General features: G+C 73.7%; 24 protein-coding genes and 1 pseudogene. 17 read left to right on the forward strand and 8 right to left on the reverse strand.

Translation table 11 applies throughout. The features are described from left to right. Nucleotides 1-8: 8 nt before the first annotated feature. Both ABTY61_RS13755 and pth read left to right on the forward strand, forming a co-directional pair. On the forward strand, nt 9-641 hold the full coding sequence (locus ABTY61_RS13755) for a DUF305 domain-containing protein (RefSeq protein ID WP_387931685.1): 633 nt from the start codon (nt 9-11) through the stop codon (nt 639-641). Between the two features lie 175 nt (nt 642-816). Further along, nucleotides 817-1,401 carry an aminoacyl-tRNA hydrolase gene (gene pth, locus ABTY61_RS13760; protein ID WP_350505173.1) on the forward strand — a complete coding sequence of 195 codons (585 nt, stop codon included), beginning with the start codon at nt 817-819 and terminating at the stop codon, nt 1,399-1,401. Here the strand turns inward: pth and ABTY61_RS13765 are convergent. Then, a complete protein-coding gene (locus tag ABTY61_RS13765; protein WP_350505174.1) occupies nt 1,388-2,953 on the reverse strand; it encodes an MFS transporter in 1,566 nt (521 codons plus the stop codon). The genes pth and ABTY61_RS13765 overlap by 14 nt on opposite strands. A gap of 144 nt (nt 2,954-3,097) precedes the next feature. Between ABTY61_RS13765 and ABTY61_RS13770 the strand changes: the two genes are divergently transcribed. Together ABTY61_RS13770 and ABTY61_RS13775 are read left to right on the forward strand one after the other, a co-directional pair. After that, nucleotides 3,098-3,616, forward strand: coding sequence for a MarR family winged helix-turn-helix transcriptional regulator (locus ABTY61_RS13770; RefSeq protein WP_350505175.1), 519 nt, complete (start codon nt 3,098-3,100; stop codon nt 3,614-3,616). Between the two features lie 44 nt (nt 3,617-3,660). Beyond that, entirely contained in the window at nt 3,661-4,194 is a 534-nt protein-coding gene (locus ABTY61_RS13775; protein ID WP_350505176.1) for a GNAT family N-acetyltransferase, read from the forward strand. Nucleotides 4,195-4,214: 20 nt separating this feature from the next. Here ABTY61_RS13775 and ABTY61_RS13780 read toward each other — a convergent pair whose 3' ends face one another. From ABTY61_RS13780 to ABTY61_RS13795, 4 genes are all read right to left on the reverse strand, one after another. Next, nucleotides 4,215-4,724 carry a methylated-DNA--[protein]-cysteine S-methyltransferase gene (locus tag ABTY61_RS13780; protein ID WP_350505177.1) on the reverse strand — a complete coding sequence of 170 codons (510 nt, stop codon included), beginning with the start codon at nt 4,722-4,724 and terminating at the stop codon, nt 4,215-4,217. Then, entirely contained in the window at nt 4,721-6,343 is a 1,623-nt protein-coding gene (locus ABTY61_RS13785; RefSeq protein WP_350505178.1) for a DNA-3-methyladenine glycosylase 2 family protein, read from the reverse strand. The genes ABTY61_RS13780 and ABTY61_RS13785 overlap by 4 nt, the downstream gene beginning before the upstream one ends. 392 nt (nt 6,344-6,735) lie before the next feature. Beyond that, a complete protein-coding gene (gene rsgA, locus ABTY61_RS13790) occupies nt 6,736-7,857 on the reverse strand; it encodes a ribosome small subunit-dependent GTPase A (RefSeq protein WP_350505179.1) in 1,122 nt (373 codons plus the stop codon). A gap of 348 nt (nt 7,858-8,205) precedes the next feature. Continuing rightward, complete coding sequence (locus tag ABTY61_RS13795) at nt 8,206-9,252, reverse strand: cytochrome c oxidase assembly protein (protein ID WP_350505180.1); 1,047 nt, start codon at nt 9,250-9,252, stop codon at nt 8,206-8,208. Between the two features lie 356 nt (nt 9,253-9,608). Here ABTY61_RS13795 and ABTY61_RS13800 point away from each other — a divergent pair, with 356 nt between their 5' ends. Further along, nucleotides 9,609-11,408, forward strand: coding sequence for an FtsW/RodA/SpoVE family cell cycle protein (locus ABTY61_RS13800; RefSeq protein WP_350505181.1), 1,800 nt, complete (start codon nt 9,609-9,611; stop codon nt 11,406-11,408). Between the two features lie 189 nt (nt 11,409-11,597). Here the strand turns inward: ABTY61_RS13800 and ABTY61_RS13805 are convergent, their stop codons facing one another. Then, on the reverse strand, nt 11,598-12,932 hold the full coding sequence (locus ABTY61_RS13805) for a YihY/virulence factor BrkB family protein (RefSeq protein ID WP_350505182.1): 1,335 nt from the start codon (nt 12,930-12,932) through the stop codon (nt 11,598-11,600). 211 nt (nt 12,933-13,143) lie between these two features. Here ABTY61_RS13805 and ABTY61_RS13810 point away from each other — a divergent pair, with 211 nt between their 5' ends. From ABTY61_RS13810 to ABTY61_RS13860, 11 genes are all read left to right on the forward strand, one after another. After that, nucleotides 13,144-13,227 carry a putative leader peptide gene (locus tag ABTY61_RS13810; protein ID WP_310593185.1) on the forward strand — a complete coding sequence of 28 codons (84 nt, stop codon included), beginning with the start codon at nt 13,144-13,146 and terminating at the stop codon, nt 13,225-13,227. Between the two features lie 199 nt (nt 13,228-13,426). Continuing rightward, complete coding sequence (locus ABTY61_RS13815; RefSeq protein WP_350505183.1) at nt 13,427-15,169, forward strand: nitrite/sulfite reductase; 1,743 nt, start codon at nt 13,427-13,429, stop codon at nt 15,167-15,169. 130 nt (nt 15,170-15,299) lie between these two features. Then, nucleotides 15,300-15,479 carry a hypothetical protein gene (locus tag ABTY61_RS13820; protein WP_350505184.1) on the forward strand — a complete coding sequence of 60 codons (180 nt, stop codon included), beginning with the start codon at nt 15,300-15,302 and terminating at the stop codon, nt 15,477-15,479. After that, a complete protein-coding gene (locus tag ABTY61_RS13825) occupies nt 15,460-16,179 on the forward strand; it encodes a phosphoadenylyl-sulfate reductase (RefSeq protein ID WP_350505185.1) in 720 nt (239 codons plus the stop codon). The genes ABTY61_RS13820 and ABTY61_RS13825 overlap by 20 nt, the downstream gene beginning before the upstream one ends. Nucleotides 16,180-16,231: 52 nt before the next feature. After that, entirely contained in the window at nt 16,232-16,813 is a 582-nt protein-coding gene (gene cysC / locus ABTY61_RS13830; protein ID WP_350505321.1) for an adenylyl-sulfate kinase, read from the forward strand. Further along, the gene (gene cysD / locus ABTY61_RS13835) at nt 16,810-17,766 is read left to right on the forward strand and encodes a sulfate adenylyltransferase subunit CysD (protein ID WP_350505186.1); all 957 of its coding nucleotides are present in this window, start codon (nt 16,810-16,812) and stop codon (nt 17,764-17,766) included. The genes cysC and cysD overlap by 4 nt, the downstream gene beginning before the upstream one ends. Continuing rightward, complete coding sequence (locus ABTY61_RS13840) at nt 17,766-19,118, forward strand: sulfate adenylyltransferase subunit 1 (protein WP_350505187.1); 1,353 nt, start codon at nt 17,766-17,768, stop codon at nt 19,116-19,118. The genes cysD and ABTY61_RS13840 overlap by 1 nt, the downstream gene beginning before the upstream one ends. 241 nt (nt 19,119-19,359) lie before the next feature. Continuing rightward, nucleotides 19,360-20,529, forward strand: a complete 1,170-nt coding sequence (locus ABTY61_RS13845; RefSeq protein WP_350505188.1) for an aliphatic sulfonate ABC transporter substrate-binding protein — start codon at nt 19,360-19,362, stop codon at nt 20,527-20,529. A gap of 148 nt (nt 20,530-20,677) precedes the next feature. Then, nucleotides 20,678-21,481 (forward strand): ABC transporter ATP-binding protein, encoded by an 804-nt coding sequence (locus tag ABTY61_RS13850; RefSeq protein WP_350505189.1) that lies wholly within the window; start codon nt 20,678-20,680, stop codon nt 21,479-21,481. Then, entirely contained in the window at nt 21,468-22,406 is a 939-nt protein-coding gene (locus tag ABTY61_RS13855; RefSeq protein WP_350505190.1) for an ABC transporter permease, read from the forward strand. Before ABTY61_RS13850 ends, ABTY61_RS13855 begins: the two co-directional genes overlap by 14 nt. Next, nucleotides 22,403-23,146, forward strand: a complete 744-nt coding sequence (locus ABTY61_RS13860) for a sirohydrochlorin chelatase (RefSeq protein WP_350505191.1) — start codon at nt 22,403-22,405, stop codon at nt 23,144-23,146. Before ABTY61_RS13855 ends, ABTY61_RS13860 begins: the two co-directional genes overlap by 4 nt. Before the next feature lie 154 nt (nt 23,147-23,300). On the opposite strand, the gene ABTY61_RS13865 is transcribed toward ABTY61_RS13860, so the two are convergent. Beyond that, nucleotides 23,301-24,314, reverse strand: a complete 1,014-nt coding sequence (locus tag ABTY61_RS13865) for a hypothetical protein (RefSeq protein WP_350505192.1) — start codon at nt 24,312-24,314, stop codon at nt 23,301-23,303. 121 nt (nt 24,315-24,435) lie between these two features. Between ABTY61_RS13865 and ABTY61_RS13870 the strand changes: the two genes are divergently transcribed. Then, nucleotides 24,436-25,284, forward strand: a complete 849-nt coding sequence (locus ABTY61_RS13870) for a helix-turn-helix transcriptional regulator (RefSeq protein WP_350505193.1) — start codon at nt 24,436-24,438, stop codon at nt 25,282-25,284. A gap of 141 nt (nt 25,285-25,425) precedes the next feature. Here the strand turns inward: ABTY61_RS13870 and ABTY61_RS13875 are convergent. After that, a pseudogene (locus ABTY61_RS13875) lies at nt 25,426-25,821 on the reverse strand (ricin-type beta-trefoil lectin domain protein); the annotation flags it as partial. Nucleotides 25,822-25,998: the final 177 nt, after the last annotated feature.

The raw sequence follows: 25,998 nt of genomic DNA on the forward strand, positions 1-25,998 counted from the left end.
GCCGTCGGATGTGGTGGCCGGCCGCGCTGGCCGCCGCGGTGGCGCTGGCGCTCGGGGTGCCGGCCCTGGTGGCCGGTTCGAACCCGGCCTCCGGGTCCTCCTCGGTGGCCGTCCCGGCCGACGACTCGCCCGAGGCCGGGTTCGCCCGCGACATGGCGACCCACCACCAGCAGGCGGTGGACCTGTCGTTCATCGTCCGGGACCGCACCACCGACGAGCCGACCCGCACCCTGGCCTTCGACATCATCAACACCCAGGCCAACCAGCGCGGGATGATGATGGGCTGGATCGACCAGTGGGGGCTGTCGCAGCACTCGCCGGCCAAGCCGATGGCGTGGATGAAGATGGGCCACGACTACCCGGCGCACGACGGTTCGCTGATGCCCGGCATGGCCACCAACACCCAGATGGCGAAGCTGCGTTCGCTCAGCGGCCGGGACGCCGAGGTGTACTACCTGCAGCTGATGATCGAGCACCACAAGGGCGGCGTCGAGATGGCCCAGGGCTACGTCGACATGGCGAAGAACGACGCCGAGAAGCGGCTCGCCCAGTCGATGGTGGTCGCCCAGACCTCCGAGATGGAGCTGATGACCGACATGCTCAAGGAGCGCGGGGCCGCCCCCGGCGTGCCCGCGTCCTGACCCTGCTGTTTCCCGGACGGCCGGGGCGCGCGGGCGGTCCCGTACCGGTCCGCACCGCGCCCCGGCCGTCCGCCGTTCCCGTGCACGCCGTTCCCCGCGAGCGCCGTTCGCACGCACGCCTTCCCTACGCGCGCTTTCCCCACGCACATTGTTTCCCTGCACCTGGAGTTCCCGCATGACCACTGACGCGCCCTGGCTGATCGCCGGACTGGGCAACCCCGGCCCCTGGTTCCGGCTGACCCGGCACAACGCGGGCTTCCTGACCGTGGACCGGCTGGCCGAGCGGCACGGCGCCCGGTTCCGCCGGCGCGGGATCGGCAGCGTGGTCGCGGAGATCGAACTGGACGGCCGACGGGTGTTCCTGGCCAAGCCGCAGTGGTTCATCAACCTGTCGGGCCGCCCGGTGGCCGGCCTGATGCGCCGCTACGGGGTGCCGGTGGAGCACCTGGTGGTGGTCCAGGACGACCTGGACTTCGCTTACGGCTCCGGCAAGTTGAAGCGCGGCGGCGGGCCGGGCGGGCACAACGGGGTCCGCTCGGTGGGCGAGGTGCTCGGCACCCGGGACTTCGTCCGGCTGCGCTTCGGCGTCGGCCGCCCGCCGAAGGGCCAGAGTGTCGGCGACTACGTGTTGAAGAAGTTCTCGGACGAGGAACTGGCCGCGATGCCAGGGCTGTTGGACCGCTGCGCGGACGCGCTGGAGACGCTGGTGCGGCTCGGCCTGAACCGGGCCCAGGACGCCCTGAACGTCAGCGCGTCCTGAGGCCCTTCGGGCCGGAGGCCTTCCGGTCGGGGGCACTCCGGTCCCCGACCGGGCGGATGGGGGCCGCTGCCGGACGGGTCAGGGCGACGGCGGCCACCGCGACCACCGCGAGGACGACCAGCACCGTCCGCCCACCGGACGCCGCGCCCGCCAAGTGGACACCGAGGACGGACAGCGCCATGCCGAGCGCGGTGCCGAGGCTGCGCGCCATGTTCACCATGCCCCCGCCGACGGCCGAGCACTCCGCCGGGACCGCCCGCATCACCAGGGCGTTGTTGGCGGGCAGCAGCAGTCCCAGTCCGTACCCGGCGACCAGCAGCGGGGCGGCCACCGTCGCGCCCGAGGCCGGCAGCACGGCGAACAGCAGCAGCCCGGCGGCGGCCAGGCCGGACCCGAAGCGGCACCTGGTGACGTCCGACCAGCCGCGGGGCAGCAGCCCGCCGCCGACCGTCGCCGCGACGGCGAAGGCGGCGGGCAGCAGGGTGACCACCAACCCGGCGGCGGCCGTCGACACGCCCGCGCCGGTGAGCAGCACCGGGCCCAGTACGAGCGGGCAGAACAGCAGCAGGTAGCCGATCAGCGCGACCGCCAGCCCGGACCGCACCCCCGGGGTGTTGACCAGCCCGGGCGCCAGGATCGGCCGGGCCGCCCGCCGCTCCTGGCGCACCAGCGCCAGCGCGAGGACGGCGGCGGCCGCCAGCAGGACGGCGACGGCCCAGCCGGGCAGCGGCAGCCCGGAGGCGGTGGAGAGGGCGAGCAGCAGCGAGGTGGTCGCACCGGTGAGCAGCAGCATGCCGGGCAGGTCGAAGCGTGGCTCGGGCGTGCGGGGCTCGGGCGTGCGGGGCTCCGGGGCGCAGGGCTCCGGCCCACGGAGTTCCGGCCTGCGGGCGGCGGGGACGGTGGCAGCGGCGGGCCGGTCGGCGCAGGTCCCGGTGCGGGGCAGCAGGTACCAGCCGGCCACGATGCCGAACACCGCGATCGGCACGTTGACCCAGAACACCCACCGCCAGGAGGCGTGCTCCACCAGCAGCCCGCCGAGGCTCGGGCCGAGTGCCAGCCCGAGGCCCTGGGCGGCGGCCTGGATGCCGAGCGCGCGCCGCATCGCGTGCCCCGGTACGCCGCGGGCGACCAGCGCGACGCTGTTGGCCTGCATCATCGCGGCGCCGACGGCCTGCACGGCGCGGCAACCGACCAGGATCCACAGGCTGCCGGCGAATCCGGCGCCGAGGGAGGAGAGGCCGAAGACGGCGAAGCCGCCGACGTACATGGTCTTGCGGCCGACCAGGTCGGACAGCCAGCCGATCGGGGCCAGCAGGGCGACCAGGACGAGCAGGTAGGCGAGGGCCACCCATTCGACGGCGGCGAAGCCCGCGTCGAAGTGGCGGCCGAGGGCGGGGAAGACCAGGGCGATGACGCTGGCGTCGAGCTGGCCGAGGAAGGCGCCGAGGCAGACCGTGCCGACGGCCAGCCAGTGGGCGTGGCGCCAGCCGGCTATGCCGCGGGGCCGGGGCCGCTCGGTGAGCAGGCGCGCGGCAAGAGCGGTGGCGTTCATGCCGCAAATATATCGGATGCAGATATGTTCTTTCTACGAGTTGCTCGCCCTGCGATACGAAGCGTCTTGCGGTGCGTCCACACCGCGTCCGAAGGCCGGACGGCGCCCGGGGAACGCCCCGTACCAGGCGATACGCTGTCCGCCATGCCGTCGTCACCACACGTTCCCGACTCCGCCACCGAAAGCCCCGACCCGGTGGTCGAGCACGCCCGGCGGCTCACCGACACCGTCACCCGGCTGCGCCGCGCCCTGCGCAGCAGCATCCGCACCGACTACCCGTGGGAATCCCTGCCGATGGCGCAGGTCGAACTCCTCCAGACGCTCGCCGCCGCCCCGCTCCGGGTCGGCGAACTCGCCGCCCGCCAGCGGCTCGCGCCCAACACCGTCAGCGGACTGGTCGGCAAACTGCTCGAAGCCGGATTCGTCGACCGCCAGGCCGACCCCGGCGACCGGCGCACCGCCCGCATCGCCCTCACCCCCGCCGGACGGCGCCAGCTCGACGACTGGCAGCACGCCCACGAACGCCGGATCGCCACCGCCCTGGGCACCCTCGACCCGGCCGACCGCGAGGCCGTCGTGCATGCCCTGCCCGCGCTGGAACAGCTCGCCCGCGCCCTCGCCCAGCCCGGGGCGACCGGCCCGGAGGGGCCCGTGGGCGGGTGAAAACCGCTGGTGGACGAGTTCCGGCGGGCGCTACCGTCACCGGCATGACCACCGCCGAGGTGCAGATCGAGCCCTGGACGGACGCCGACCTCGCGCTGCTGCGCCGGGTGAACACCCCGGAGACGAAGAAGCACGTCGGCGGGCCGGAGACGGAGGAGCAGCTGCTCGTCCGGCACGCGCGCTACCTGGACTTCGTCCCGTCCGGACTGGGCTGCATGTACCGCATCGTGCTACTGCCCGAGGGCGCGGCGGTCGACACGGCCGTCGGCACAGCCGTCGGCACGGTCGGCTACGGCACCCGCACCTGGGCCGGCGAGACCGTGCACGAGATGGGGTGGAACGTCCTGCCCGAGCACCAGGGGCGCGGCATCGCCGTGGCCGCCACCCGCGCCGCCGTCGCGGCCGCCCGGCGCGAGGCCGCGCACCGGTTCCTGCACGCCTTCCCCTCGGTGGACAACCCCGCCTCCAACGCGGTGTGCGCGAAGGCCGGGTTCACCCTGCTCGGCGGGACCGAGTTCGAGTTCCCGCCCGGGCGGTTCATGCGCAGCAACAACTGGCGGGTGGACCTTCGGGGTTGAGGCCCTGCGGGCGCGGACTTTCAGAACAGGGTGCCGCTCTCCAGCTCCAGCAGCCAGCGCTTGCGGTCCACGCCCGCGGCGAAGCCGGTGAGCGCGCCGTTGGCGCCGAGCACCCGGTGGCAGGGGCGCACGATCAGCAGCGGGTTGGCGCCCACTGCTCCGCCGACCGCCCGGACCATCCGCGGCTCCTGCCCGGCCAGCTCGGCGAGTTGGCCGTAGGTCACGGTCGTGCCGTACGGGACCTCGTCCAATGCGGCCCAGATCCGGCGGCGGAACTCGGTGCCCTCGGGGGCCAGCGGGAAGTCGAAGTCGGTGCGCTCGCCGGCGAAGTAGGCGGTCAGCTGGGCGACCGGCTCGGCCAGGGCCTCGGGGTCGAACTCCCAGTCGTCGGCGGGCTCCGCCAGCGCGTACTTCTGCCCGGGCGCGGTGACCGTGGCCAGGGCCGCGGGGCCGCCGTCCTCGGGCAGCACGCCGCTGAGCAGCAGCGGGCCGAGCGGGCTCTCCATGGTGGTGTAGACGGTGGTGCTCATGCCGGGTCGTTCTCCGTTCCGGTGTTCGTGCTCGTGCTCATGGTCGTGGTCGTGCCGGTGCTGGTGCTCGTGCTGGTGCCGGTGCTTGCGGGGCCGGCCCACAGCCGGTGGACGGCGTACGAGCGCCACGGGGCCCAGGCCTCGGCGGCGCGGGCGGCGGCCTTCGGGTCGCCGGGGGCGCCGAGCCGGACCAGGCCGTGCTTGACGCCCACGTCGCTCGGGAGGAAGACGTCGGGGTCGGCGAGGGCGCGCATCCGCAGGTAGCCGACCGTCCAGGGGCCGATGCCGGGCAGGGCCAGCAGCCGGGCGGCGGCCTCCTCCCGGTCGACCCCGCCGTCCAGGCGCACCACGCCCTCCGCCAGTGCGGCGCACAGGCCGGTGAGCGCCCGGCGGCGGGCCGCGGGCATCGCGAAGTCCTCCGGGTCGGCGGTGGCCAGCACCGCCGCCGAGGGGAAGAGCAGCCGCAGGCCGCCGCTCGGCTCGGGCAGCGCGACGCCGTACTTCTCGGCGAGCCGGCCCGCCAGGGTACGGGCGGCGCCGACGGTGATCTGCTGGCCGAGCACGGCGCGGACGGCGAGCTCGTGCGGCTCCACATGGCCGGGCGAGCGCAGCCCGGGGCGCTGGTGGACCAGCGGGCCGAGCACCGGGTCGGCGCCGAGCTGCTCGTCCACGGTGTCCGGGTCGGCGTCCAGGTCGAAGAGGACGCGCAGGCGCTGGACAGCGGTCGGCAGGTCGCGCAGGTCGGCGAGCAGCAGGCGGCAGTCCAGCCAGCCGCGGGTGCGCGGGTCCCGCGGGGCGAGGCCGTCGACCTCGGCGATGCCGTGCCCGTACGGGAGCGCGAGGGTGCGCCGGTAGGTGCGCACGCCGGGGCGCGCGCCGGGCACCACCTCCTCCACGCCGGGGACGGCGCGCAGTTCGAGGAAGTCGATCAGGTGGTCGCTGTCCAGCGCGCCGCGGTAGGCCAGGCGCAGGGTGAGGCCGCCGGCCGGGGTCGGTGTGCGGCGACCGGCCACGACCTCGGCACGCAGGCCGCTGGGGGTGCGGTCGTAGACCTCGCGCACGGTGTCGTTGAACTGCCGGACGGAGGCGAAGCCGGCCGCGAACGCGATGTCGGTGACGGGCAGTTCGGTGGTCTGGAGGAGCAGTCGGGCGGTCTGGGCGCGGCGGGCCCGGGCCAGCGCGATCGGGCCCGCGCCGAGCTCGGCGGTGAGCTGGCGCTGCAGCTGCCGGGCGCTGTAGCCGAGGCGGTCGGCAAGGCCCGCGACGCCCTCGCGGTCCACCACGCCGTCGCCGATCAGGCGCATCGCGCGGCCGACCAGGTCGGCGCGGTGGTTCCACTCCGGGGAGCCCGGCACGGAGTCCGGGCGGCACCGGCGGCAGGCGCGGAAGCCGGCGCCCTGGGCGGCCGCGGCGCTGGGGTAGAAGCGGCAGTTGGCGCGCTTGGGGGTCACGGCGGGGCAGCTCGGTCGGCAGTAGATGCCGGTGGAGGTGACGGCCGTGAAGAAGACGCCGTCGAAGCGGGAGTCTCGGCTGTCCACGGCTCGGTACCGGATGTCGTCGTCGATCACGTTGTCCAGTCTGCGGGATCGGGCGGGGAGTGACTGGCGGAAATCAGACATCGCCGTCGGGGCTTCCCCCCTCCCCTCCCCCTCCCCCACCCTCCCTCCTCCTCCACCCACCACCGCGCCCGGCCAGCCGGCCCGCCTACCCACCCACCCACCGGCTACGCCCTGTGCCTACCGCACCCATCGCACCTACTGCCGGGCGCCTCGCGCGCATCGCACCTGTGCAGGGCTCGCTCGGCCCGCACAGTCCTGCCCTGCCAGAGCCTGCCCGGCCCCACCGGGCAGGCTCTGGCTCTGCCTGGCTCCGCCCCAGCCCGTCCCGCGCTGACCGACTGCCGGCCAGTCGGTCGGCGCGGGTGGTCTGGCCCGGTCTGCCGGACCGACGCTGGGCTGTTGCTCCCTTGCTCCGTTGCTCCGTTGCGTTCTCGCGCCAAGGACGGATCCGGTCAGCGCTTCACCGGACCTCCTGTCGCGCGCATCGACTTGGTGATCGCCTTCCACTTGTTCAGCCGGGCCTTGGCGACCCGGGCATCGGTGCGCGAGGCGATCCACTCGTTCTCGCGCTGGAGTTTGAGGTAGCTGTCCATCCGGCGCTGCGGCAGGGTGCCGTCCTCCAGCGCCGCGCGGACCGCGCAGCCGGGCTCGGTGTGGTGGTTGCAGTCGTGGAAGCGGCAGCCCTCGGCCAGCTCGGCGATGTCGGCGAAGGCCAGGTCCACCCCCTCGCCACCGTAGAGGCCGACCTCGCGCAGCCCGGGGGTGTCGATCAGCACGCCCCCGCCGGGCAGCGGTATCAGCTCGCGCGTGGTCGTGGTGTGGCGCCCCTTCTGGTCGACCTCGCGGGCCTCCTGGACGGTCATCACCTCGGAGCCGACCAGCGCGTTGGTGAGGGTGGACTTGCCCACGCCGGACTGGCCGATCAGCACGGTGGTGCCCGGAGCGCAGGCGCGGAGCACATCGATGCCCTCGCCCGTCTCCGCGCTGACCACCAGCACGGTGACGCCCGGTGCAACGCCCTCGACGTCGGCCCGGATGAACTCGGCGTCGTCGACGAGGTCGGCCTTGGTGAGGACGACCAGCGGTTCGGCGCCGGACTCCCAGGCCAGGGCGAGGAAGCGCTCGATCCGCCCGAGGTCGGGATCGGCCGCGAGCGAGGCGGTGATCAGCACGGTGTCGACGTTGGCCGCCAGCACCTGGCCGTCGGAGCGCTTGCCGGCCACCTTGCGGATGATCGCGGTGGAGCGCGGGAGCAGCGCGGAGACGGCGGCCATCGGCTGGGCGTGCAGGTCGACGGCGGCCCAGTCGCCCGTGCAGGGGCAGTTGATCATGTCGGCGTCGCCCACCGGCCGGGTGTCGAGCCGGACGGTGCGCAGCTCGCCCGTCTCCGGGTCGGCCAGGACGGCGTCGCACTGGCCGCGGTCGACCCGGGTGATCCGGGCCGGGAGCAGCCCGGCCTCGGCGAGCGGGGCGAAGAACTCGTCGAGCTCGGGCGTCCAGCCGTAGCGGGCCAGCGGGGAGCTCTCGGTGGAGAGGGAGGAGGGGGACAGTGGAACGGAGGCAGCGTTGAACAACGCAGTGGCCCTTCGGGAGGAGATGGTCCCGGCGGGCTACGGCTGGCGCGGAAGGCTCAGCCGGCGGCCGGGAAGAGGAGGTGAACGCGCGCGCTGCCCAGGGCAGCTATCGGGGCGACAACGACCACGGGGGTTCACCTCCTGCTCTCTACTCCTCGGGCGGCCCAATGGCCCCCGAACCTGATGTGTCACACGCTAGCGGGGCGGGGGATGGTGGCCAACCTATTTTTGACCTGCGGAAATGCGCTGGGGAGGGGGCCGAGCCGACGCGGCGCCGGGCGGTTGGCCGACACCCGAGGGGCCACATGTGGCCCGCCCGCCCAGAGGGTCCCGGACGCCCCCGCCCGCCTACCCGCCGTAGCGGTGCTTGAGGTTCGGGTCGTCCAGCCACCACGGCCGCATCCCGTTCTCCTCTTCCTCCGGCAGCCCCGCCGCCCGGGCCTGCGCCGCCTGCGCCTCGAAGCGGGCGTCCAGCTCGGCGTCCACGGCCTTGATCTCCTCGCGCCCCTGCACCACCATCCGCCGCACCAGCGCGGCCAGGAACGGCAGGCCGACGAGGTCGCCCAGCACCCAGAAGGCGTTGCCTCCCCAGGTCTGGTCCTGCGCCAGGCTCGGCCCCCAGGGCCGCCCGAGCGCCACGTAGTGGTGCTCGGCGACGAGGTGGCCGCCGTAGATCAGCACGATCCCCAGCCCGGCGTCGAAGATAACCTCGGCGAAGGTGATGAACAGCCCGACCAGGTGCGGGTACTCGTGCCCGACCGGGTCGAGCTGCAGCCGCGGCCAGAAGTAGGCGAGGCCCAGCAGCACCAGCGACAGGTGCAGCACCGCGTTGCCGACGCCGCTGGAGACCGACCACTCGTACCAGGGCGTGAAGTAGAGGAGCCACGGCGGCGCCATCAGCAGCGCGGTGGAGACCGCCGGGAACATCAGCACCTTGGACGGCCTGCTGCGCAGCGCCCGCAGGATCCGCTCCCGCCGCTGCTCCGGCGAGGACTCGACGAGCAGCGAGACGGGGGCGCCGAGCGCGAGCAGCAGCGGGACGACCATGAGCAGCAGCACGACCTGCACGGCCCGGTCGGTGAAGAGGACGCGCTCGTACACCCCGAGGCCGGAGCAGGTGCACCAGATCCACAGCAGCAGCCCGCCGAGGAAGGCCGCGGTGCGGGTGGGCTGCCAGCGCGCGCCGTCGCCGCGGTTGACGGTGCGCACCGCGGTCAGGTACCAGCCGCCGAGCAGGGCCGACAGGGCGAGCACCACCGGTTCGAAGGTCCAGGAGGCGGCCAGGTCGGACCACTGCCAGGCCGGCGGCCCGCTGTAGGCGAGCGCGTGGGCCGCGCCGCCGGGACCGAGTGCCCGGGCCGCGCCGTCCACCGCGTAGTCGACCGCGCCGTTCATCCGTCCGCCCACCTCATCCGCACCCACCACCCAGCCGTCGCCCGCGGTCGCCGGAACGTCGCCGGAACGTCGCCGGAACGTCGCCGGAACGTCGCCGGAACGTCGCCGGGAGTCGCCGGGCAGGGGCCGCGGCGCCCGGCCATGATGGCCCTCCCGACGCCGCCCGCCGCACCCGGGGCCCACCTCTATACCCGGAGCTGAACAAAGCTTTACCAAGTCCGGACAAAGCTTTGCCAAGGCAAAGTTCTGCCCTTGCCGGGCCCCGGAGCGCAACCGGCGCGGGGCCGCGTTCGTCTGGCAGGATGCACCGTCGGCGGATACCGGCCACGTGGGTGACAGCAAGGGGACGACAAGAGGTGCAAAGCACTGCACGCGGCGAGGGCCGCCGGCTGGCCGCGCGCCACCGCAACATCGAGCTGGGCCTGCTGGCGCTCGCGGTGGCCGTCTGTCTGGCCGGACACATCGACGCCTCGCTGGCGATGACCGACAAGCTGCCGCCCGGGCTCCTCGTCCACGGCCTGTCCCTCGGGGCGCTGGTCGCGGCGGCGCACCTGGCGGTGCGCCGGTTCGCGCCGTACGCGGACCCGCTGATCCTGCCGCTGGGCGTCTTCCTGACCGGGTTCGGCCTGATGCTGCTGGACCGGCTGGACGTCAGCTACAAGGCCGCGCACCCGCTCAAGGGCGACTACCAGAAGCTCCCGGCCGCGCCGGGCCAGCTGATGTGGACGTTCATCGCGGTGGCGGCGGCGCTCGCGCTGATCGTCTTCGTCAAGCACCACCGGTTCTTCCAGCGGTACGTCTACGTGATGATGGCGGGCGCGCTGATCCTGCTGACCGCGCCGATCTTCTCCCCGACCGACAGCTTCGGCGCCAAGCGCTGGATCAAGCTCCCCGGGCTGCCCTCCTTCGAGCCGGACGAGTTCGTGAAGGTCGCGATCACGATCTTCTTCGCGGGCTACCTGATGGCCTCCCGGGACGCCCTGGCGCTGGCCGGGCGGAAGGTCTGGGGGATGACCCTCCCGCGCGGGCGGCACGCCGGACCGGTGCTGGCGATCTGGGCGGTCAGCCTGATGGTGCTGATCTTCGAGCGCGACCTGGGCACCTCGCTGATCTTCTTCGGCGTCTTCGTCGTGATGCTGTACGTGGCGACCGAGCGCACCAGCTGGGTGGTGCTCGGCCTGCTGATGGCGGTCGGCGGCGCGGCCGTGGTCGGCACCGTGGAGCCGCACGTGCACGGGCGCGTCGAGGCCTGGCTGCACCCGCTCGACTACTACCCGCCGGTCAACAACCTGGCGATCTCCTCGCAGCCCGCCGAGGCCCTGTTCAGCCTCGGCACCGGGCACATGACCGGCACCGGCCTGGGCTCCGGCCGGCCGTGGCTGATCGGCTTCGCCGGGCGCAGCGACTTCATCTTCACCACCATCGGCGAGGAACTGGGCCTGGTCGGGGTGACCGCGATCCTGCTGGTGTACGTGCTGCTGATCCAGCGCGGGCTGCGCACCGCGGTCGGCCTGACCGACCCGTTCGGCAAGCTGCTTGCCACCGGCCTGTCGGCGGCTCTGGCGCTGCAGGTGTTCGTGGTGGTCGGCGGCGTGAGCGGGCTGGTCCCGCTGACCGGAAAGGCGCTGCCCTTCCTGGCGGCCGGCGGTTCCTCCCTGCTGGCGAACTGGCTGATGGTCGCCCTGCTGATCAAGCTGAGCGACTCCTCGGGGCGCACCGCCCTGGACCCGGCCCCGACCAGCCCCGAGCCCCTCCCGGCGCAGGCCGGCCCGGCCGAGCGGGCGGCGGCCGCCGCCCCGGCCTCCGGCGGCCCGGGCCGGACCCTGGGGGCGGGCGAGCCGCTGGCGACGGGCCTGGACCCGCTGCCGGGTGCCGGACCCGACCCGGCGGCCCCGCCGTCCGCGCCGTCCGGCCCCGGCCGGACGGACCCGGGCGCCCCCACCGAGCTGCGCCCCTCCTTCGGCCACTCCCCCGCCGCGCCCCAGCAAGGCAACCCGCAGCCCAACGGCCCCCAGCACGGCAACCCGCAGCCCAACGGCCCGCAGCACGGCGGGGCGCAGCCCTCGTACGGCTACCCGCCGGTCAACGAGCAGCCCACCCACGGCTACGGCCGGCCGCCGCAGTCGCCCTACCCGCAGAACCCGACGATCGGCTGACCCCACCGGCGTCCCGGACCCGAGTCCGACACCGGTCGCACACGAGTCGAACACCGGTGGGACGGCAGCCGAGCACCAGTCGGTCGGCCCCCGCCCAGGATCCGGACACCCCCGGACAACGCACAGGGCCTCCCCCGCACCCGCGAGGGAGGCCCTGCCCGTCCATAGCAGACCCCGCCGCTACCGCCGCTACCGCTGCTCCCACGGCGGCTGCGGCGGCCTGGGCGGATAGCCGGGCACCTGCTGCCCCGCCCCGGCCCCCGGGCCCGCCCCTGGCCGCTCCGGCGGCGGGCCGGCCGGCCGGTCGCTGTCGGGCGGCGGCGGGACCGGCCGGTGGTGCGGCCCGGGCCGGGCGGTGAGGCGGCCGCGCACGTTCTCGGCGGCCAGTACGTCGGCCCACCGCTCGGGGTACTCGGCGGGCGCGTCGACGTCGTCGGCGTCCTCCTCGCCCCACTCCTCCTCGGCGCCCTCGGCCAGGCCCAGTTCGCGGGCGCGCCGGGCCCGTTCGACGGCCCGTCGGGCGGCGACCTCGCGGACCACCGCGGCGGCGGCCTCCTCGTGGGCGCGCTCGTTCTCGGCGCGGGCGTCGGCGGTCTCCAGGGTGGGCCAGCGGCGGTCTATGGCGGCGTTCATGGCGGCGCCGATGAGCACCGCGAGGGCCACCACGAAGATCCACAGCAGCACGGCCACCGGGGCGGCCAGCGAGCCGTACACCGAGGGGCCCTCGACCGAGCTGATCAGGTAGAGCCGCAGGCCGACGCTGCAGAAGACCAGCACCACCAGGGCGACCAGGGCCCCGGGGATGTCCTCGCGCCAGGGCGTGGAGACCGGCACGGCGAGGTGGTAGAGGGTGGTCAGCGAGACGATCAGCAGCAGGATCGCCACCGGCCAGTAGGCGGCGCCGACGAGCCCGGCGGCGCCGGGGACGGCGTTCTCGACCAGTCCGGGCCCGGCCATCAGCAGCGGCAGCACCAGCGAGCCGATCACCAGGGCGCCGAGGTAGAGGCCGAGCGACAGCAGCCGGGTCTTGACGATGCCGCGCTTGCCGTCCAGCCCGTACATGACGGTGATGGTGTCGATGAAGATGTAGAGGGCCCTGGAGCCGGACCACAGCGACAGCAGGAAGCCGATCGAGATCAGATCGGGCCGGGTGTGGTCGAAGACCTGGCTGAGCAGCGGTTTGACGACCTCGTTGACGGAGGAGTCGGACAGGACCGTCCCGGAGGCCGAGACGATGTCGTGCTTGAGCCGCTCGATGGCGTCCGCGCCGACGAACTCGTCGAGGTAGCCGAGGGTGGCGGCGAGGCCGAGCAGCAGCGGCGGGATGGACAGCAGGGTGAAGAAGGCCGCCTCGGCGGCGAGGCCGGTGACCCGGTACTCGACGCAGGTGTTGGTGGTGTCCTTGACCAAGTCCCACGCCGTGCGGCGCCAGGTGGCCTGTTTGGCCGCGCGCCGGGAGCCCTTGCCCCGGCGCCGGGACGGCCGTTCGGGGCTCGGTCTGCTCGTATCGCCTGCTGCTTGCACAGGGCTAACGGTATCGGGCCGGGCCGCTCCGGTTGATCTCCCCCGGGGTGCGGGCGCGTGCGCTGCGGCGGTACGGGGTCTGCCCGACCACCTGTCGGGCCGCCCGGCCGGGAGCGGCGGGAACACCCCGGCGTCCCACATGTCGAAACTCCAGCGTCCAACATCCGGATGTTAGTGGACCACGAGTCCCGCGCCGTGCGAATCTCTTGCCATGCCTAGCGCCGGAACCACCCTAGTAGGTCGACTCCACGTCGATCTCCTTCGCGTGTCCAGCGCCATCTGTCCGGTGACCTGAGCTCCCACCCCGCCGCACCACCGCACCCGGCGCCACCCTTACCGCCATCCCCGCACGAGCGGATGCGCAGGCGCCCGCCCGGCCCGGCCCGCTGCTCTCCCGGCCCTGAGAAACCCGCAGGTCACAGCAGCGATCGCCCGGCCGAGCACGCCCCGCGACCCACCCGGCGTCAGCGCCACCTGCCCAGAAGGACTTCACCATGGCCACCTCTCCCGAGACCGCCGAGCCCACGGCCGACCGAGCGGCCGACCATGCGACCACGGCAGCGCCCCGCCCCGCCGCGGCTCGCAAGGTGACCCGCCACCGCGGCGAGGGCCAGTGGGGCATGGGCCACTTCACTCCTCTGAACGCCAACGAGCAGTTCAAGAAGGACGACGACGGTCTCAATGTGCGGACACGTATTGAGACGATCTACGCGCAGCGGGGCTTCGACTCGATCGACCCCGCCGACCTGCGCGGCCGGATGCGCTGGTGGGGCCTCTACACCCAGCGCAAGGAGGGCATCGACGGCGGCAAGACCGCGATCCTGGACCCGCACGAGCTGGACGCCGAGTACTTCATGCTCCGGGTGCGCATCGACGGCGGCCGGCTGACCGTCCCCCAGCTGCGGGCGGTCGCCGAGGTCTCCGAGCAGTACGCGCGGGGCACCGCCGACCTGACCGACCGGCAGAACATCCAGTACCACTGGATCCGGATCGAGGACGTCCCGGCGATCTGGCAGAAGCTGGAGGCCGTCGGCCTGTCCACCACCGAGGCCTGCGGCGACACCCCGCGCGTCATCCTCGGCTCGCCGGTGGCCGGCATCGCCGAGGACGAGATCATCGACGGCACCCCGGCCATCGACGAGATCCAGCGCCGGTTCATCGGCAACAAGGACTTCTCCAACCTGCCGCGCAAGTTCAAGAGCGCCGTCTCCGGCTCCCCCCTGCTGGACGTCGCCCACGAGATCAACGACGTCGCCTTCGTCGGCGTGGTCCACCCCGAGCACGGGCCCGGCTTCGACCTGTGGGTCGGCGGCGGCCTGTCGACCAACCCCAAGCTCGGCGTGCGCCTGGGCGCCTGGGTCCCGCTGGACGAGGTCGCCGACGTCTACGGCGGCGTGATCGGCATCTTCCGCGACTACGGCTACCGGCGCCTGCGCAACCGCGCCCGGCTCAAGTTCCTGGTCGCCGACTGGGGCGTGGAGAAGTTCCGCCAGGTCCTGGAGGACGAGTACCTCAAGTACCGGCTGGTCGACGGCCCCGCGCCCGCCGAGCCCGCCGCCCGCTGGCGCGACCACGTCGGCGTCCACCGGCAGAAGGACGGCAACTTCTACATCGGCTTCGCCCCGCGCGTCGGCCGGGTCGACGGCAAGCTGCTCGGCCGGATCGCCGACCTCGCCGCCGCCCACGGCAGCGACCGGGTCCGCACCACCGCCGAGCAGAAGATGCTGATCCTCGACATCGCCGAGGAGCACGTCGAGTCGGTGGTGGCCGGCCTGGAGGAGCTCGACCTGCGGGTCACCCCCTCGCCGTTCCGCCGCGGCACCATGGCCTGCACCGGCATCGAGTACTGCAAGCTCGCCATCGTCGAGACCAAGGAGCGCGGCCGCACCCTGATCGACGAACTGGAGCAGCGCCTGCCGGAGTTCGCCGAGCCGCTGACCATCAACATCAACGGCTGCCCGAACGCCTGCGCCCGGATCCAGGTCGCCGACATCGGCCTCAAGGGCCAGCTGGTCACCGACGAGAACGGCGAGCAGGTCGAGGGCTACCAGGTGCACCTGGGCGGCGCGCTCGGCCTGGAGGCGGGCTTCGGCCGCAAGATCCGCGGCCTCAAGGTCACCAGCGCCGGCCTGCCCGACTACGTCGAGCGCCTGCTGACCCGCTACCAGGCCGACCGCACCGAGGGCGAGCGCTTCGCCCAGTGGACGGCCCGCGCCACCGAGGAGCAGCTTTCGTGAGCGAGCGAACCAAAAGGGCGGGGCGTGTTCGCGAAGCGAACGCCGAACGGAGCGAGGTGGGCGATGAGCGAGCGAACCAAAAGGGCGGGGCGTGTTCGCGAAGCGAACGCCGAACGGAGCGAGGTGGGCGATGAGTGAGCGAGCCGCACCGTTCTTCTGCCCGTACTGCGGGGACGAGGACCTGCGCCCGTCCGAGGCCGGCCACGGCGCCTGGGAGTGCCACGGCTGCCGCCGCGCCTTCCAGTTGAAGTTCCTCGGCCTGCTGTCACCGACCAACGGGGGAGCGTCGCATGAGCGGCACGACCACTGAGCACGGCGCGGCGGCCGACTACGAGGAGGTCGCCGTCCGGGCCGGCCGCGAGCTGGAGGAGGCCACGGCGCAGGAGGTCCTGCGCTGGGCGGCCGAGACCTTCGGCAAGCGGTTCTGCGTCACCTCCTCGATGGAGGACGCGGTGGTCGCCCACCTCGCGGCCTCGGTGTTCCCCGGCGTGGACGTGGTGTTCCTGGACACCGGCTACCACTTCCCGGAGACCATCGGGACCCGGGACGCGGTGGCCGCGACCATGCCGGTCAACGTCATCACGCTCACCCCGCTGAAGACGGTGGCCGAGCAGGACGCCGAGCACGGGCCGAACCTGCACGACCGCGATCCGGACCTGTGCTGCTCACTGCGCAAGGTCGAGCCGCTGGGCCGCGGCCTCGGCGGCTACGACGCCTGGGCCACCGGGCTGCGCCGCGACGAGTCCCCTACCCGGGCGAACACCCCGGTGGTCTCGTGGGACCCGAAGCGCCGCAAGGTCAAGATCGCCCCGATCGCCCGGTGGACGCAGGAGGACGTGGACGCCTACGTCGCCGCCAACGGCGTGCTGCTCAACCCGCTGCTGTGGGAGGGCTACACGTCCGTCGGCTGCTCGCCGCTGTCCTGCACCCGCAAGCCGGGCGAGGGCGAGGACGCCCGGGCCGGCCGCTGGTCCGGCTCCGGCAAGACCGAATGCGGCATCCATCTCTGACGGATCGTCGATCACCGCCAAGCGTAAGGAAGAACACGTGACAGCTCACACCCTGGCCGCCGACGGAGCCGCAGAGGCGGCCCCCGCGGCCGCCCCCTGCGAGCGCGGCGCCACCGTGTGGCTGACCGGGCTGCCGAGCGCCGGCAAGACCACCCTGGCCTTCGCGCTGGCCGAGCGGCTGCGCGCCGAGGGCCACAAGGTCGAGGTGCTGGACGGCGACGAGATCCGCGAGTTCCTCTCCAAGGGCCTCGGCTTCTCCCGCGAGGACCGGCACACCAACGTCACCCGGATCGGCTTCGTCGCCGAGAAGCTCGCCGCCAACGGCGTCAAGGTGCTCGCCCCGGTGATCGCCCCGTTCGCCGACTCCCGCACCGCGGTGCGCGAGCGGCACGCCGCGGCCGGCACCGAGTTCCTGGAGATCCACGTCGCCACCCCGGTCGAGCTGTGCGCCGAACGGGACGTCAAGGGCCTGTACGCCAAGCAGGCGGCCGGCGAGATCTCCGGCCTGACCGGCGTGGACGACCCGTACGAGGCCCCGGCCGCACCGGAGTTGCGCATCCAGACGCAGGGCCGCACGGTCGCCGATTCCGCCGCCGAGCTGCACGCCTTCCTGACCGAGAGGGGCCTCGCATGACCACCGCGACCGACAGCCCGGGCCGCACCGAGGCCCCGGGGGAGAATTCCGGAAACCCCTTCGCGCTGTCCCACCTGGACGCGCTGGAGGCCGAGTCGGTGCACATCTTCCGCGAGGTCGCGGGGGAGTTCGAGCGCCCGGTGATCCTGTTCTCCGGCGGCAAGGACTCCATCCTGATGCTGCACCTGGCGCTCAAGGCCTTCCGGCCCGCCGCGATCCCCTTCTCGCTGCTGCACGTCGACACCGGGCACAACTTCCCCGAGGTCCTCGCCTACCGCGACCGGACCGTCGCCGAGCACAACCTGCGCCTGCACGTCGCCCACGTCCAGGACTTCATCGACGACGGCCGGCTGCGCGAGCGCCCGGACGGCACCCGCAACCCGCTGCAGACCGTGCCGCTGCTCGACGCGATCGAGAAGGGCCGCTTCGACGCGGTCTTCGGCGGCGGCCGCCGCGACGAGGAGAAGGCCCGCGCCAAGGAGCGCGTCTTCTCCCTGCGCGACGAGTTCGGCGCCTGGGACCCGCGCCGCCAGCGGCCCGAGCTGTGGTCGCTCTACAACGGCCGGCACGCCGTCGGCGAGCACGTGCGCGTCTTCCCGCTGTCCAACTGGACCGAGCTGGACGTCTGGCAGTACATCGAGCGCGAGGGCATCGAACTCCCCGAGATCTACTACGCGCACGAGCGGGACGTCTTCGCCCGCGGCGGCATGTGGCTGACCGCCGGCCAGTGGGGCGGCCCCAAGGACACCGAGCCCGTCGAGCGGCGGCTGGTCCGCTACCGCACCGTCGGCGACATGTCCTGCACCGGCGCCGTCGACTCCGACGCCACCACCATCGAGGCCGTGATCGCCGAGATCGCCGCCAGCCGCCTCACCGAGCGCGGCGCCACCCGCGCCGACGACAAGCTGTCCGAGGCCGCGATGGAAGACCGCAAGCGCGAGGGGTACTTCTAATGAGCACGACCATCGAGACCAGCGCCACCTCCCTGCTGCGCTTCGCCACCGCCGGCTCCGTCGACGACGGCAAGTCCACCCTGGTCGGCCGCCTGCTGCACGACTCCAAGTCGGTGCTCGCGGACCAGCTGGAGGCCGTCGAGCACGCCTCCCGCAAGCGCGGCCAGGACACGCCCGACCTCGCGCTGCTCACCGACGGCCTGCGCGCCGAGCGCGAGCAGGGCATCACCATCGACGTCGCCTACCGCTACTTCGCCACCCCCCGGCGCCGGTTCATCCTCGCCGACACCCCCGGGCACGTGCAGTACACCCGCAACATGGTGACCGGCGCCTCCACCGCCGAACTCGCCGTCGTCCTGGTCGACGCCCGCAACGGCGTGGTCGAGCAGACCCGCCGGCACGCCGCCGTCGCCGCCCTGCTGCGGGTGCCGCACGTGGTGCTGGCCGTCAACAAGATGGACCTGGTCGACTACGCCGAGCCCGTCTTCGCACGGATCGCCGCCGAGTTCACCGCCTACGCGGCCTCCCTCGGGGTCGAGGACGTGCTCGCGATCCCGATCTCCGCCCTCGCCGGGGACAACGTCGTCGAGCCCTCCGCGCACATGGACTGGTACGGCGGCCCGACCCTGCTGGAGCACCTGGAGACCGTCCCGGTCGGCAGCGACCCCGACGCCCAGGCCGCCCGCTTCCCGGTCCAGTACGTGATCCGCCCGCAGACCGAGGAACACCCCGACTACCGCGGCTACGCGGGCCAGCTGGCCTCCGGGGTGCTGCGCGTCGGCGACCCCGTCACCGTGCTGCCCTCCGGCCACACCACCACCGTCGCCGCCATCGACGCCCTCGGCCGCCCGGCCGACCTCGCCTGGGCCCCGCAGTCGGTCACCGTCCGGCTCGCCGACGACCTCGACATCTCCCGCGGCGACCTCATCGCCGCCGGAGCCGCGCCCGTCCCCACCCAGGACATCGAGGCAACCGTCAGCCACCTCAACGAGCGGCCGCTGCGCGCCGGGGACAAGGTGCTGCTCAAGCACACCACCCGCACCGTGCGCGCCCTCGTCAAGGAGATCTCCTACCGCATCGCCCTGCCGACCAAGGCGGGCGACAGCCTCGAACAGCGCTCCGGCGCCGAGGGGTTGAACGTCAACGACATCGGCCACGTGAAGCTGCGCACCGCCGAACCACTGGCCCTCGACGACTACACCGACAACCGCCGCACCGGCTCGTTCCTGCTGATCGACCCGGCCGACGGCGCCACCCTCACCGCCGGCATGGCGGGCGAGGCCTTCGCCACCGTGCGCACCGAGGGCGCGCCCGACGCGCCCGGCGCGCCCGACGAGGAGGACTGGGTCTGATGCCCAGCGAGGCGTTCTCGGGCATGGACAAGGAAGGCGGCCGCATCGGCAGCGGCGTCCTCGGCAGCGGCCAGGGCGGCCTGACCCGATGTGCGGGCCGACGGGACTGAGAACGCCCCGTCACCGGGCCGCTCCCCACGGCCGCCCGGCTTGCCCGGCACCCCCAGCCGCCAGCGCCACCTTCCAACCGTCCGACCGGGACCGCCTCCTGACGGTCCGTCCGCGAACAGGACCCACCACCATGGCACAGCACCAGGCACCCTCGCACAGCATTCCCTCCCATCGGCCCTCCCGCCCGAACGCCGGCCGGGTCAGACGCTCGGCCGCGGCCGCCGCCGCCGGCCTGACCGCCGTCGCCCTGCTGTCGGCCTGCAGCTACGGCTCCAAGGCGGACAACAAGGCCGACACCGCGGCCACCGTGGGGAGCTCCGCGTCCGGACCGAAGCTCTCCGCGGACACCGTGAAGATCGGCTACTTCGCCAACCTGACCCACGGCACCCCGCTGGTCGGCCTCCAGGAGGGCATATTCCAGAAGGAGTTGGGTGCCACCCAGGTCAAGACCCAGGTCTTCAACGCCGGCCCGGCGGAGATCGAGGCGCTCAACGCCGGATCGATCGACATCGGCTGGATCGGCCCCTCCCCGGCGATCAACGGCTACACCAAGTCCGAGGGCAAGTCCCTGAAGATCATCGGCGGTTCGGCCTCCGGCGGGGTCAAGCTGGTGGTCAACCCGGACAAGATCACCTCGCTGGACGACCTCAAGGGCAAGAAGATCGCCACCCCGCAGCTGGGCAACACCCAGGACGTGGCGCTGCTCAACTACCTGGCCGGCAAGGGCTACAAGGTGGACGCGGCGTCCGGCGCCGGCGACGTCTCGGTGGTGCGCACCGACAACAAGGTCACCCCCGACGCCTACAAGCAGGGCTCCATCGACGGCGCCTGGGTGCCCGAGCCCACCGCCTCCAAGCTGGTCACCCTCGGTGCGAAGGTCCTGCTCAACGAGAAGGACGTCTGGCCGGACAAGAAGTTCGTGATCACCAACATCATCGTCTCGCAGAAGTTCCTCAAGGAGCACCCGGACGTGGTGGAGGCCGTGCTGCGCGGCTCGGTGAACACCAACGCCTTCATCAAGGCCAACCCCGACAAGGCCAAGGCCGACGCCAACGAGGCGATCAAGAAGGAAGCCGGCAACGCCCTGGAGCCGGCCATCCTCGACCCGGCCTGGTCCGACATCGACTTCCTGGACGACCCGCTGGCGAACACCCTGCAGGCCGAGGCCGACCACGCCGTCACCGCCGGGCTCCTCAAGAAGCCCAACCTGAACGGCATCTACGACCTCACCCTGCTGAACAAGGTCCTCGCGGCCAAGGGCCAGCCGCCCGTGGCGGACGCCGGACTCGGCGCCAAGTAGCCCGGCGCCACGCAGCTCCGCGGTCCGGCCCCCGCCCGCCCGGTCGATCCCCGATCGATGCCCACCGGCGCAGGCGGGGCCCGGGCCCCGGCCCCCGCTTCGCAGCCCTCGCCAGCCTCGCCAGACCACTCACGCAGGAGGTGCCCGGATGACTCCGGCACTGACCACCTCGGCGGACGCCCCCGGCGCCGACGCCACCGGCGGCGCGCCCGCCGTCCGGATCTCGCACGTGCACAAGTCCTTCGGCCGCCCGGGCGCCCAGACCCACGTGCTGGACGACATCACCCTCGACGTCGCGCCCGGCGAGTTCGTCACCCTGCTCGGCGCCTCGGGCTGCGGCAAGTCCACCCTGCTCAACCTGGTCGCCGGCCTCGACGAGCCCACCCGCGGCAGCATCGAGGTCCCCGGCGGCCGCCCCGCCCTGATGTTCCAGGAACACGCGCTGTTCCCCTGGCTCACCGCCGGGAAGAACATCGAGCTGGCCCTCAAGCTGGCCGGCGTCCCCCGCCCCGAGCGCCGCGCCGAGGCCGAGCGCCTGCTCGAACTCGTCCGCCTGAACGGCGCGTACGGCAAGCGGGTGCACGAGCTGTCCGGCGGCATGCGCCAGCGCGTCGCGATGGCCCGCGCCCTCGCCCAGGGCAGCGAGGTACTGCTGATGGACGAGCCCTTCGCGGCCCTCGACGCGATCACCCGGGACGTCCTGCACGACGAGATCACCCGGATCTGGTCCGAACGCCGGCTGTCCGTCCTGTTCGTCACCCACAACGTGCGCGAGGCGGTGCGGCTGGCCCAGCGCGTCGTGCTGCTCTCCTCCCGCCCCGGCCGGGTCGCCCGCGAGTGGCGGATCGACCTGCCGCAGCCGCGCCGCATCGAGTCCTCGGGCGTCGCCGACCTGTCCATCGAGATCACCGAAGAACTGCGTGGGGAGATCCGTCGCCATGGCCAGCACTGACACCGCTCCCGTCGCCCTGGACAAGGACGCCCCCGGGGACGCCCCCGGCGGCGCCTCCGACAGCGCGTCCGACAGCGCCGACGTCGGCGCCGGCCTGGACGCCCTCGACAGCGTCACCGCGCAGCGCGGTTCGCTCGGCGAGGCGCTGCGCCAGAAGGCGCTGCCGCCGCTGATCGGCGTGCTGGTGGTGCTGGCGCTCTGGCAGGGCGCGTACAGCCTTCACCTCACCTCCTCGTACAAGCTGCCCAGCCCCGCGGCCGTGTGGCACTCCCTCCAGGACCTCTGGTACCAGGGCACGCTGTTCTCGATCATCTGGACCAGCGTGTGGCGCGGCCTGTCCGGCTTCCTGCTCGCCGTCGTCATCGGCACCCCGATCGGCCTGGTCGTCGCCCGGGTCAAGCCGGTGCGCACCGCGATCGGCCCGGTGCTCCAGGGCCTCCAGTCGCTGCCCTCGGTGGCCTGGGTACCGGCCGCCGTCATCTGGCTCGGCATCAACGACCAGATGATGTACGCGGTGATCCTGCTCGGCGCCGTCCCGTCCATCGCCAACGGGCTGGTGGCCGGCATCGACCAGGTGCCGCCGCTGTTCCTGCGGGCCGGACGCACCATCGGCGCCACCGGCCTGACCGGCGCCCGGCACGTGCTCATCCCCGCCGCCCTGCCGGGCTACCTGGCCGGGCTCAAGCAGGGCTGGGCGTTCGCCTGGCGCTCCCTGATGGCCGCCGAGCTGGTCGCCTCCTCCCCCGACCTCGGCCGGGGCCTGGGCCGGTTCCTGGAGGACCAGCGCGAGTTCTCCGACATGTCCGGGGTACTGCTCGGCATCATCCTCATCCTGTTCGTCGGCATCGCCATCGAACTGCTCGTCTTCACCCCGGTCGAGCGCCGGGTGCTGCGCAACCGCGGCCTGCTGGCCTCCGGCAAGTGAGGCAGCCGCCGGTGCCCGCCCTCCTGCTGATCGCCCACGGCAGCCGCGACCCGCGGCACGCCGCGACCGTGGCCGCGCTGGTCCGGGAGGTGCGGGCGCAGCGGCCCGCCCTGGAGGTCGCCACCGCGTACCTGGACCACTGCGCGCCGCGGATCCCCCAGGTGGTCGGCCGGCTGGGGGACGCGGTGGCCGTCCCGCTGCTGCTCAACCGGGCCTTCCACGCCAAGCACGACATCCCCGCCGCGCTGCGCGCGGCCGGCGCCGGGCTGCCCGTCGCCGACGTGCTGGGCCCCTCCCCGCTGCTACTCGCCGCCCTGGACCGCCGACTGGCCGGGGCCGGGCTGGACGTCCGCTCGGCGGCGGTCCGCGCCGGTACGGGCGTGGTGCTGGCGGCGGCGGGGTCCTCCGACCCGGCCGCCGACGCGGCCACCCGCCGGGTGGCCGCCGAGTGGCGGCGCACCCGCGGCTGGGCCGCCGTCGAGGTCGCCTACGCCTCGGCGGCCGGTCCGCGCGTCCCCGACGCCCTCGCCGCCCTGCGCGCGGCCGGCGCCGGGCGCACGGCCGTCGCCCCGTACCTGCTGGCGCCGGGCCTGCTGCCGGACCGCATCGCGGCGGCCTCCGCCGGGGCAGACACCCTGGCCGATGTCCTGGGCCCCGCCCCGGAACTGGCGGCCCTGCTGCTGGAGCGCTACGACCGGGCCCGCAAGGCAGCTCGGACGATGACGGCGCTCACGGCCTGATCCTCAGGACGCTTTGCGGTGCCGGTACTCGGCTACCGCAGCGGTGATCACGCTGAGCGGCACGGGCTCGTTCACGTCCGCGATGGCGGCCTCGATCCACTCCCGCATGATGGCCGTCGGCTTCAGCCCCCGATCCCGCGCACGGCGCCGCGGCTCAGACCCGGCGGAGGGTGAAGGTGTCCCCCGGGTGGCCGGCGTTGGCGTCGGCGAGGCCGCCGGAGAGCTGGTAGAGGGCGCCGCCGGGGCCGGTGGTGACGGCGGTGGGGGTGGCGTCGGCGGAGGGGTGGACGGCGGCGAGGCGGGCGGTGCGCCACTGGTCGTCGGAGCGCAGTTCGACCTCGGCGTCGCGGCCGGCCCCGAAGAAGGCGTTGGTGACGCCCGCGAGGCCGCCGTCGGGACGGGCGGAGATGCCGTCGAGGTGGAGCAGGGCGCCGCCGTCGGCGATCTCGACGCGGCGCAGGGCGGCCGGGTCCCGCAGCGGGAGCTGCCACAGGGTGCCGTCGTCCCACTTGCCGAGCAGGAGCCGGCCGTCGCGGTAGGCGATGCCGTTGAGGCCGTAGGCGCCGGGGGCGGGGGCGAGGCGGTCGTCGCGCAGCAGGACGGAGCCGGTGCCGTCCAGGGCGACCCGGTAGACGACGGGGGCGAAGGAGTCGGTGACGTAGGCGGTGCCGTCGGGGGCGACGGCGATGTCGTTGGCCAGGTGGCTGCCGCCGTCGGCGGCGACGACGGCGAGGTCGGTGTAGTAGAGGCGGCGGCCGGTGTCCAGGTCGTAGGCGGCGATGCCGGCGAGCCGGCCGAGGGTGGCGGGGCCGCTGCGTTCGCCGATGCCGTTGTCGAGGTTGGTGACCAGGACGCGGCGGTGGGCCCGGTCGATCCGCAGGCCGGCGATCTCGGTGAGGGTGCCGGGGTCGTCGATCAGGGTGCGGACACTGCCGTCGAGGGCGACGGCGGAGACGGTGCCGTGGCGCAGCGAGCCGACCAGGAAGCGGTGGTGGGCCTGGTCCCAGACGGCGCTCTCGGGCACCAGGGTGGGGGCGTGGCCGGTGATCACGGCCGGGGCGGGGCAGCGGGCGGCCGCGGCGGCGGGCAGCGTTCCGGCGCCGGCCAGCAGGGCGGCGGCCGCGAGGGTGGTCACGGCGCGGCGGACGGTGCGGTTCTGACGGTTCATCAGGTGAGTTCCTCGGGGTGGCTTCCGGTGTCGTGATCAAGCCTCCCGCGGGCACCGGGGGCGGCAACAGTGCGTGGCGATACTGGTAGTCGAACCACCAGGGGAAGGAAGGACGGGGGACATGGACGAGTCGGAGGAGCGCCGCACGGAGCTGTCGGGCTTCCTGCGCAGCCGCCGGGCCCGGTTGACGCCGCAGCAGGTGGGCTTGGCGCCGGGGGTGCGGCGGCGCACGCCGGGGCTGCGGCGGGAGGAGTTGGCGCTGCTGGCCGGGGTGGGGGTGACCTGGTACACGTGGCTGGAGCAGGGGCGGGACATCCACCCGTCGCCGGAGGTGCTGGCGAGTCTGGCGCGGACGCTGCGGCTGGACCGGGCGGAGACGGCGTACCTGTTCCGACTGGCGGGCAGCCACCCGATGGACGGGGAGGTGAGCGCGCCCACAGAGGTCCCGGCGGCACTGCTGCGGCTGATGCACGCCCAGTGGCCGGCGCCGGCCCTGGTGATGGACGCCAACTGGGACCTGCGGGCCTGGAATCCGGGCGCCGACGCGCTGTTCGGGCTGTCCGGGCGGCCGCCGCAGGAGTGCAACCTGGCCTGGGTGGTGTTCGGCAACGCCGCGCACCGCAACCGGGTGGAGCACTGGGAGGAGCACGCCCGGCGCTTCCTGGCCCAGTTGCGCTCGGCCTACGCGGAGCGCGGCGGCGAGGCCACGGCGGTGGGCCGCCACCTGGGCCGGATGATCCAGCAGGTGCGGGAGGAGCATCCGGAGGCGGACCGCTGGCTGGGCGAGCACCAGGTGGCGGAGCGTTCGGGCGCCGAGAAGGTGGTGCGGCACGAGGAGTTGGGCGAGCTGCGGATCGACCAGCACGTGCTGCTGGCCGCCGAGGGGCTGCAGTTGATCGTGATGTCGCCGCGGGACGCGCAGACCGCGGAGCGGCTGCGCCGACTGGCCCCGACGGCGGCAAGCGTCTAGGGCGGCGGGCGCCTGGGGCGGCGGGCGTCCAGGGCAGCGAGTGTCTGGGGCGGGGCGTCTGAGGCGGCGGGCGTCCAGCCCGGAAAAGGGTCCGCCGCCCGACGGGGGTGCGGGCGGCGGACCGGCTCGGGTGACGGCCCGTCAGGTCGGCAGGTTCCACTTCTGGTTGGCGGCGCCGTTGCAGTCCCAGATGCCCAGCTGGTTGCCGTTGGCGGTGGAGAAGCCGAGGTCGTCCAGGCAGCGGCCGGACTGCGGGTTGTACAGCGAGCCGTCGGCGCGGGCCTGCCACTGCTGGGCGCCGGAGCCGTTGCAGTCGTAGAGCTGGACGGGGGTGCCGTTGACGGTGCCGCCGCCGGAGACGTCCATGCACTTGCCGAGGGCGCGGACGGTGCCGTCGGCGCCTATCCGCCACTTCTGCGCCAGGCTGCCGTTGCAGTCGTAGATCTGGACGGCGGTGCCGTTGCCGAGGTTGGCGCCCCGTACGTCGACGCACTTGCCGACGTAGCCGGTGATCTGGCCGGTCGGGCCGGCCGGCGGGGTGGCGCCGAGGATGACGCGCGGGAAGAGGACGGTGTCGCCGGCGCCGCAGGAGGCGTAGACCCTGCCGTCGCCGATCCCGATGCCGCCGATCGCCGGGCGGGAGAACTGCACGGTGTGGTCGGCGTTCCAGTACAGACAGCTGGCGGTGACCGTCCAGGTCTGGATCGGGTCGAG

The sequence above is a fragment of the Kitasatospora sp. NPDC096128 genome, from assembly GCF_040303105.1.
Classification (GTDB): Bacteria; Actinomycetota; Actinomycetes; order Streptomycetales; family Streptomycetaceae; genus Kitasatospora.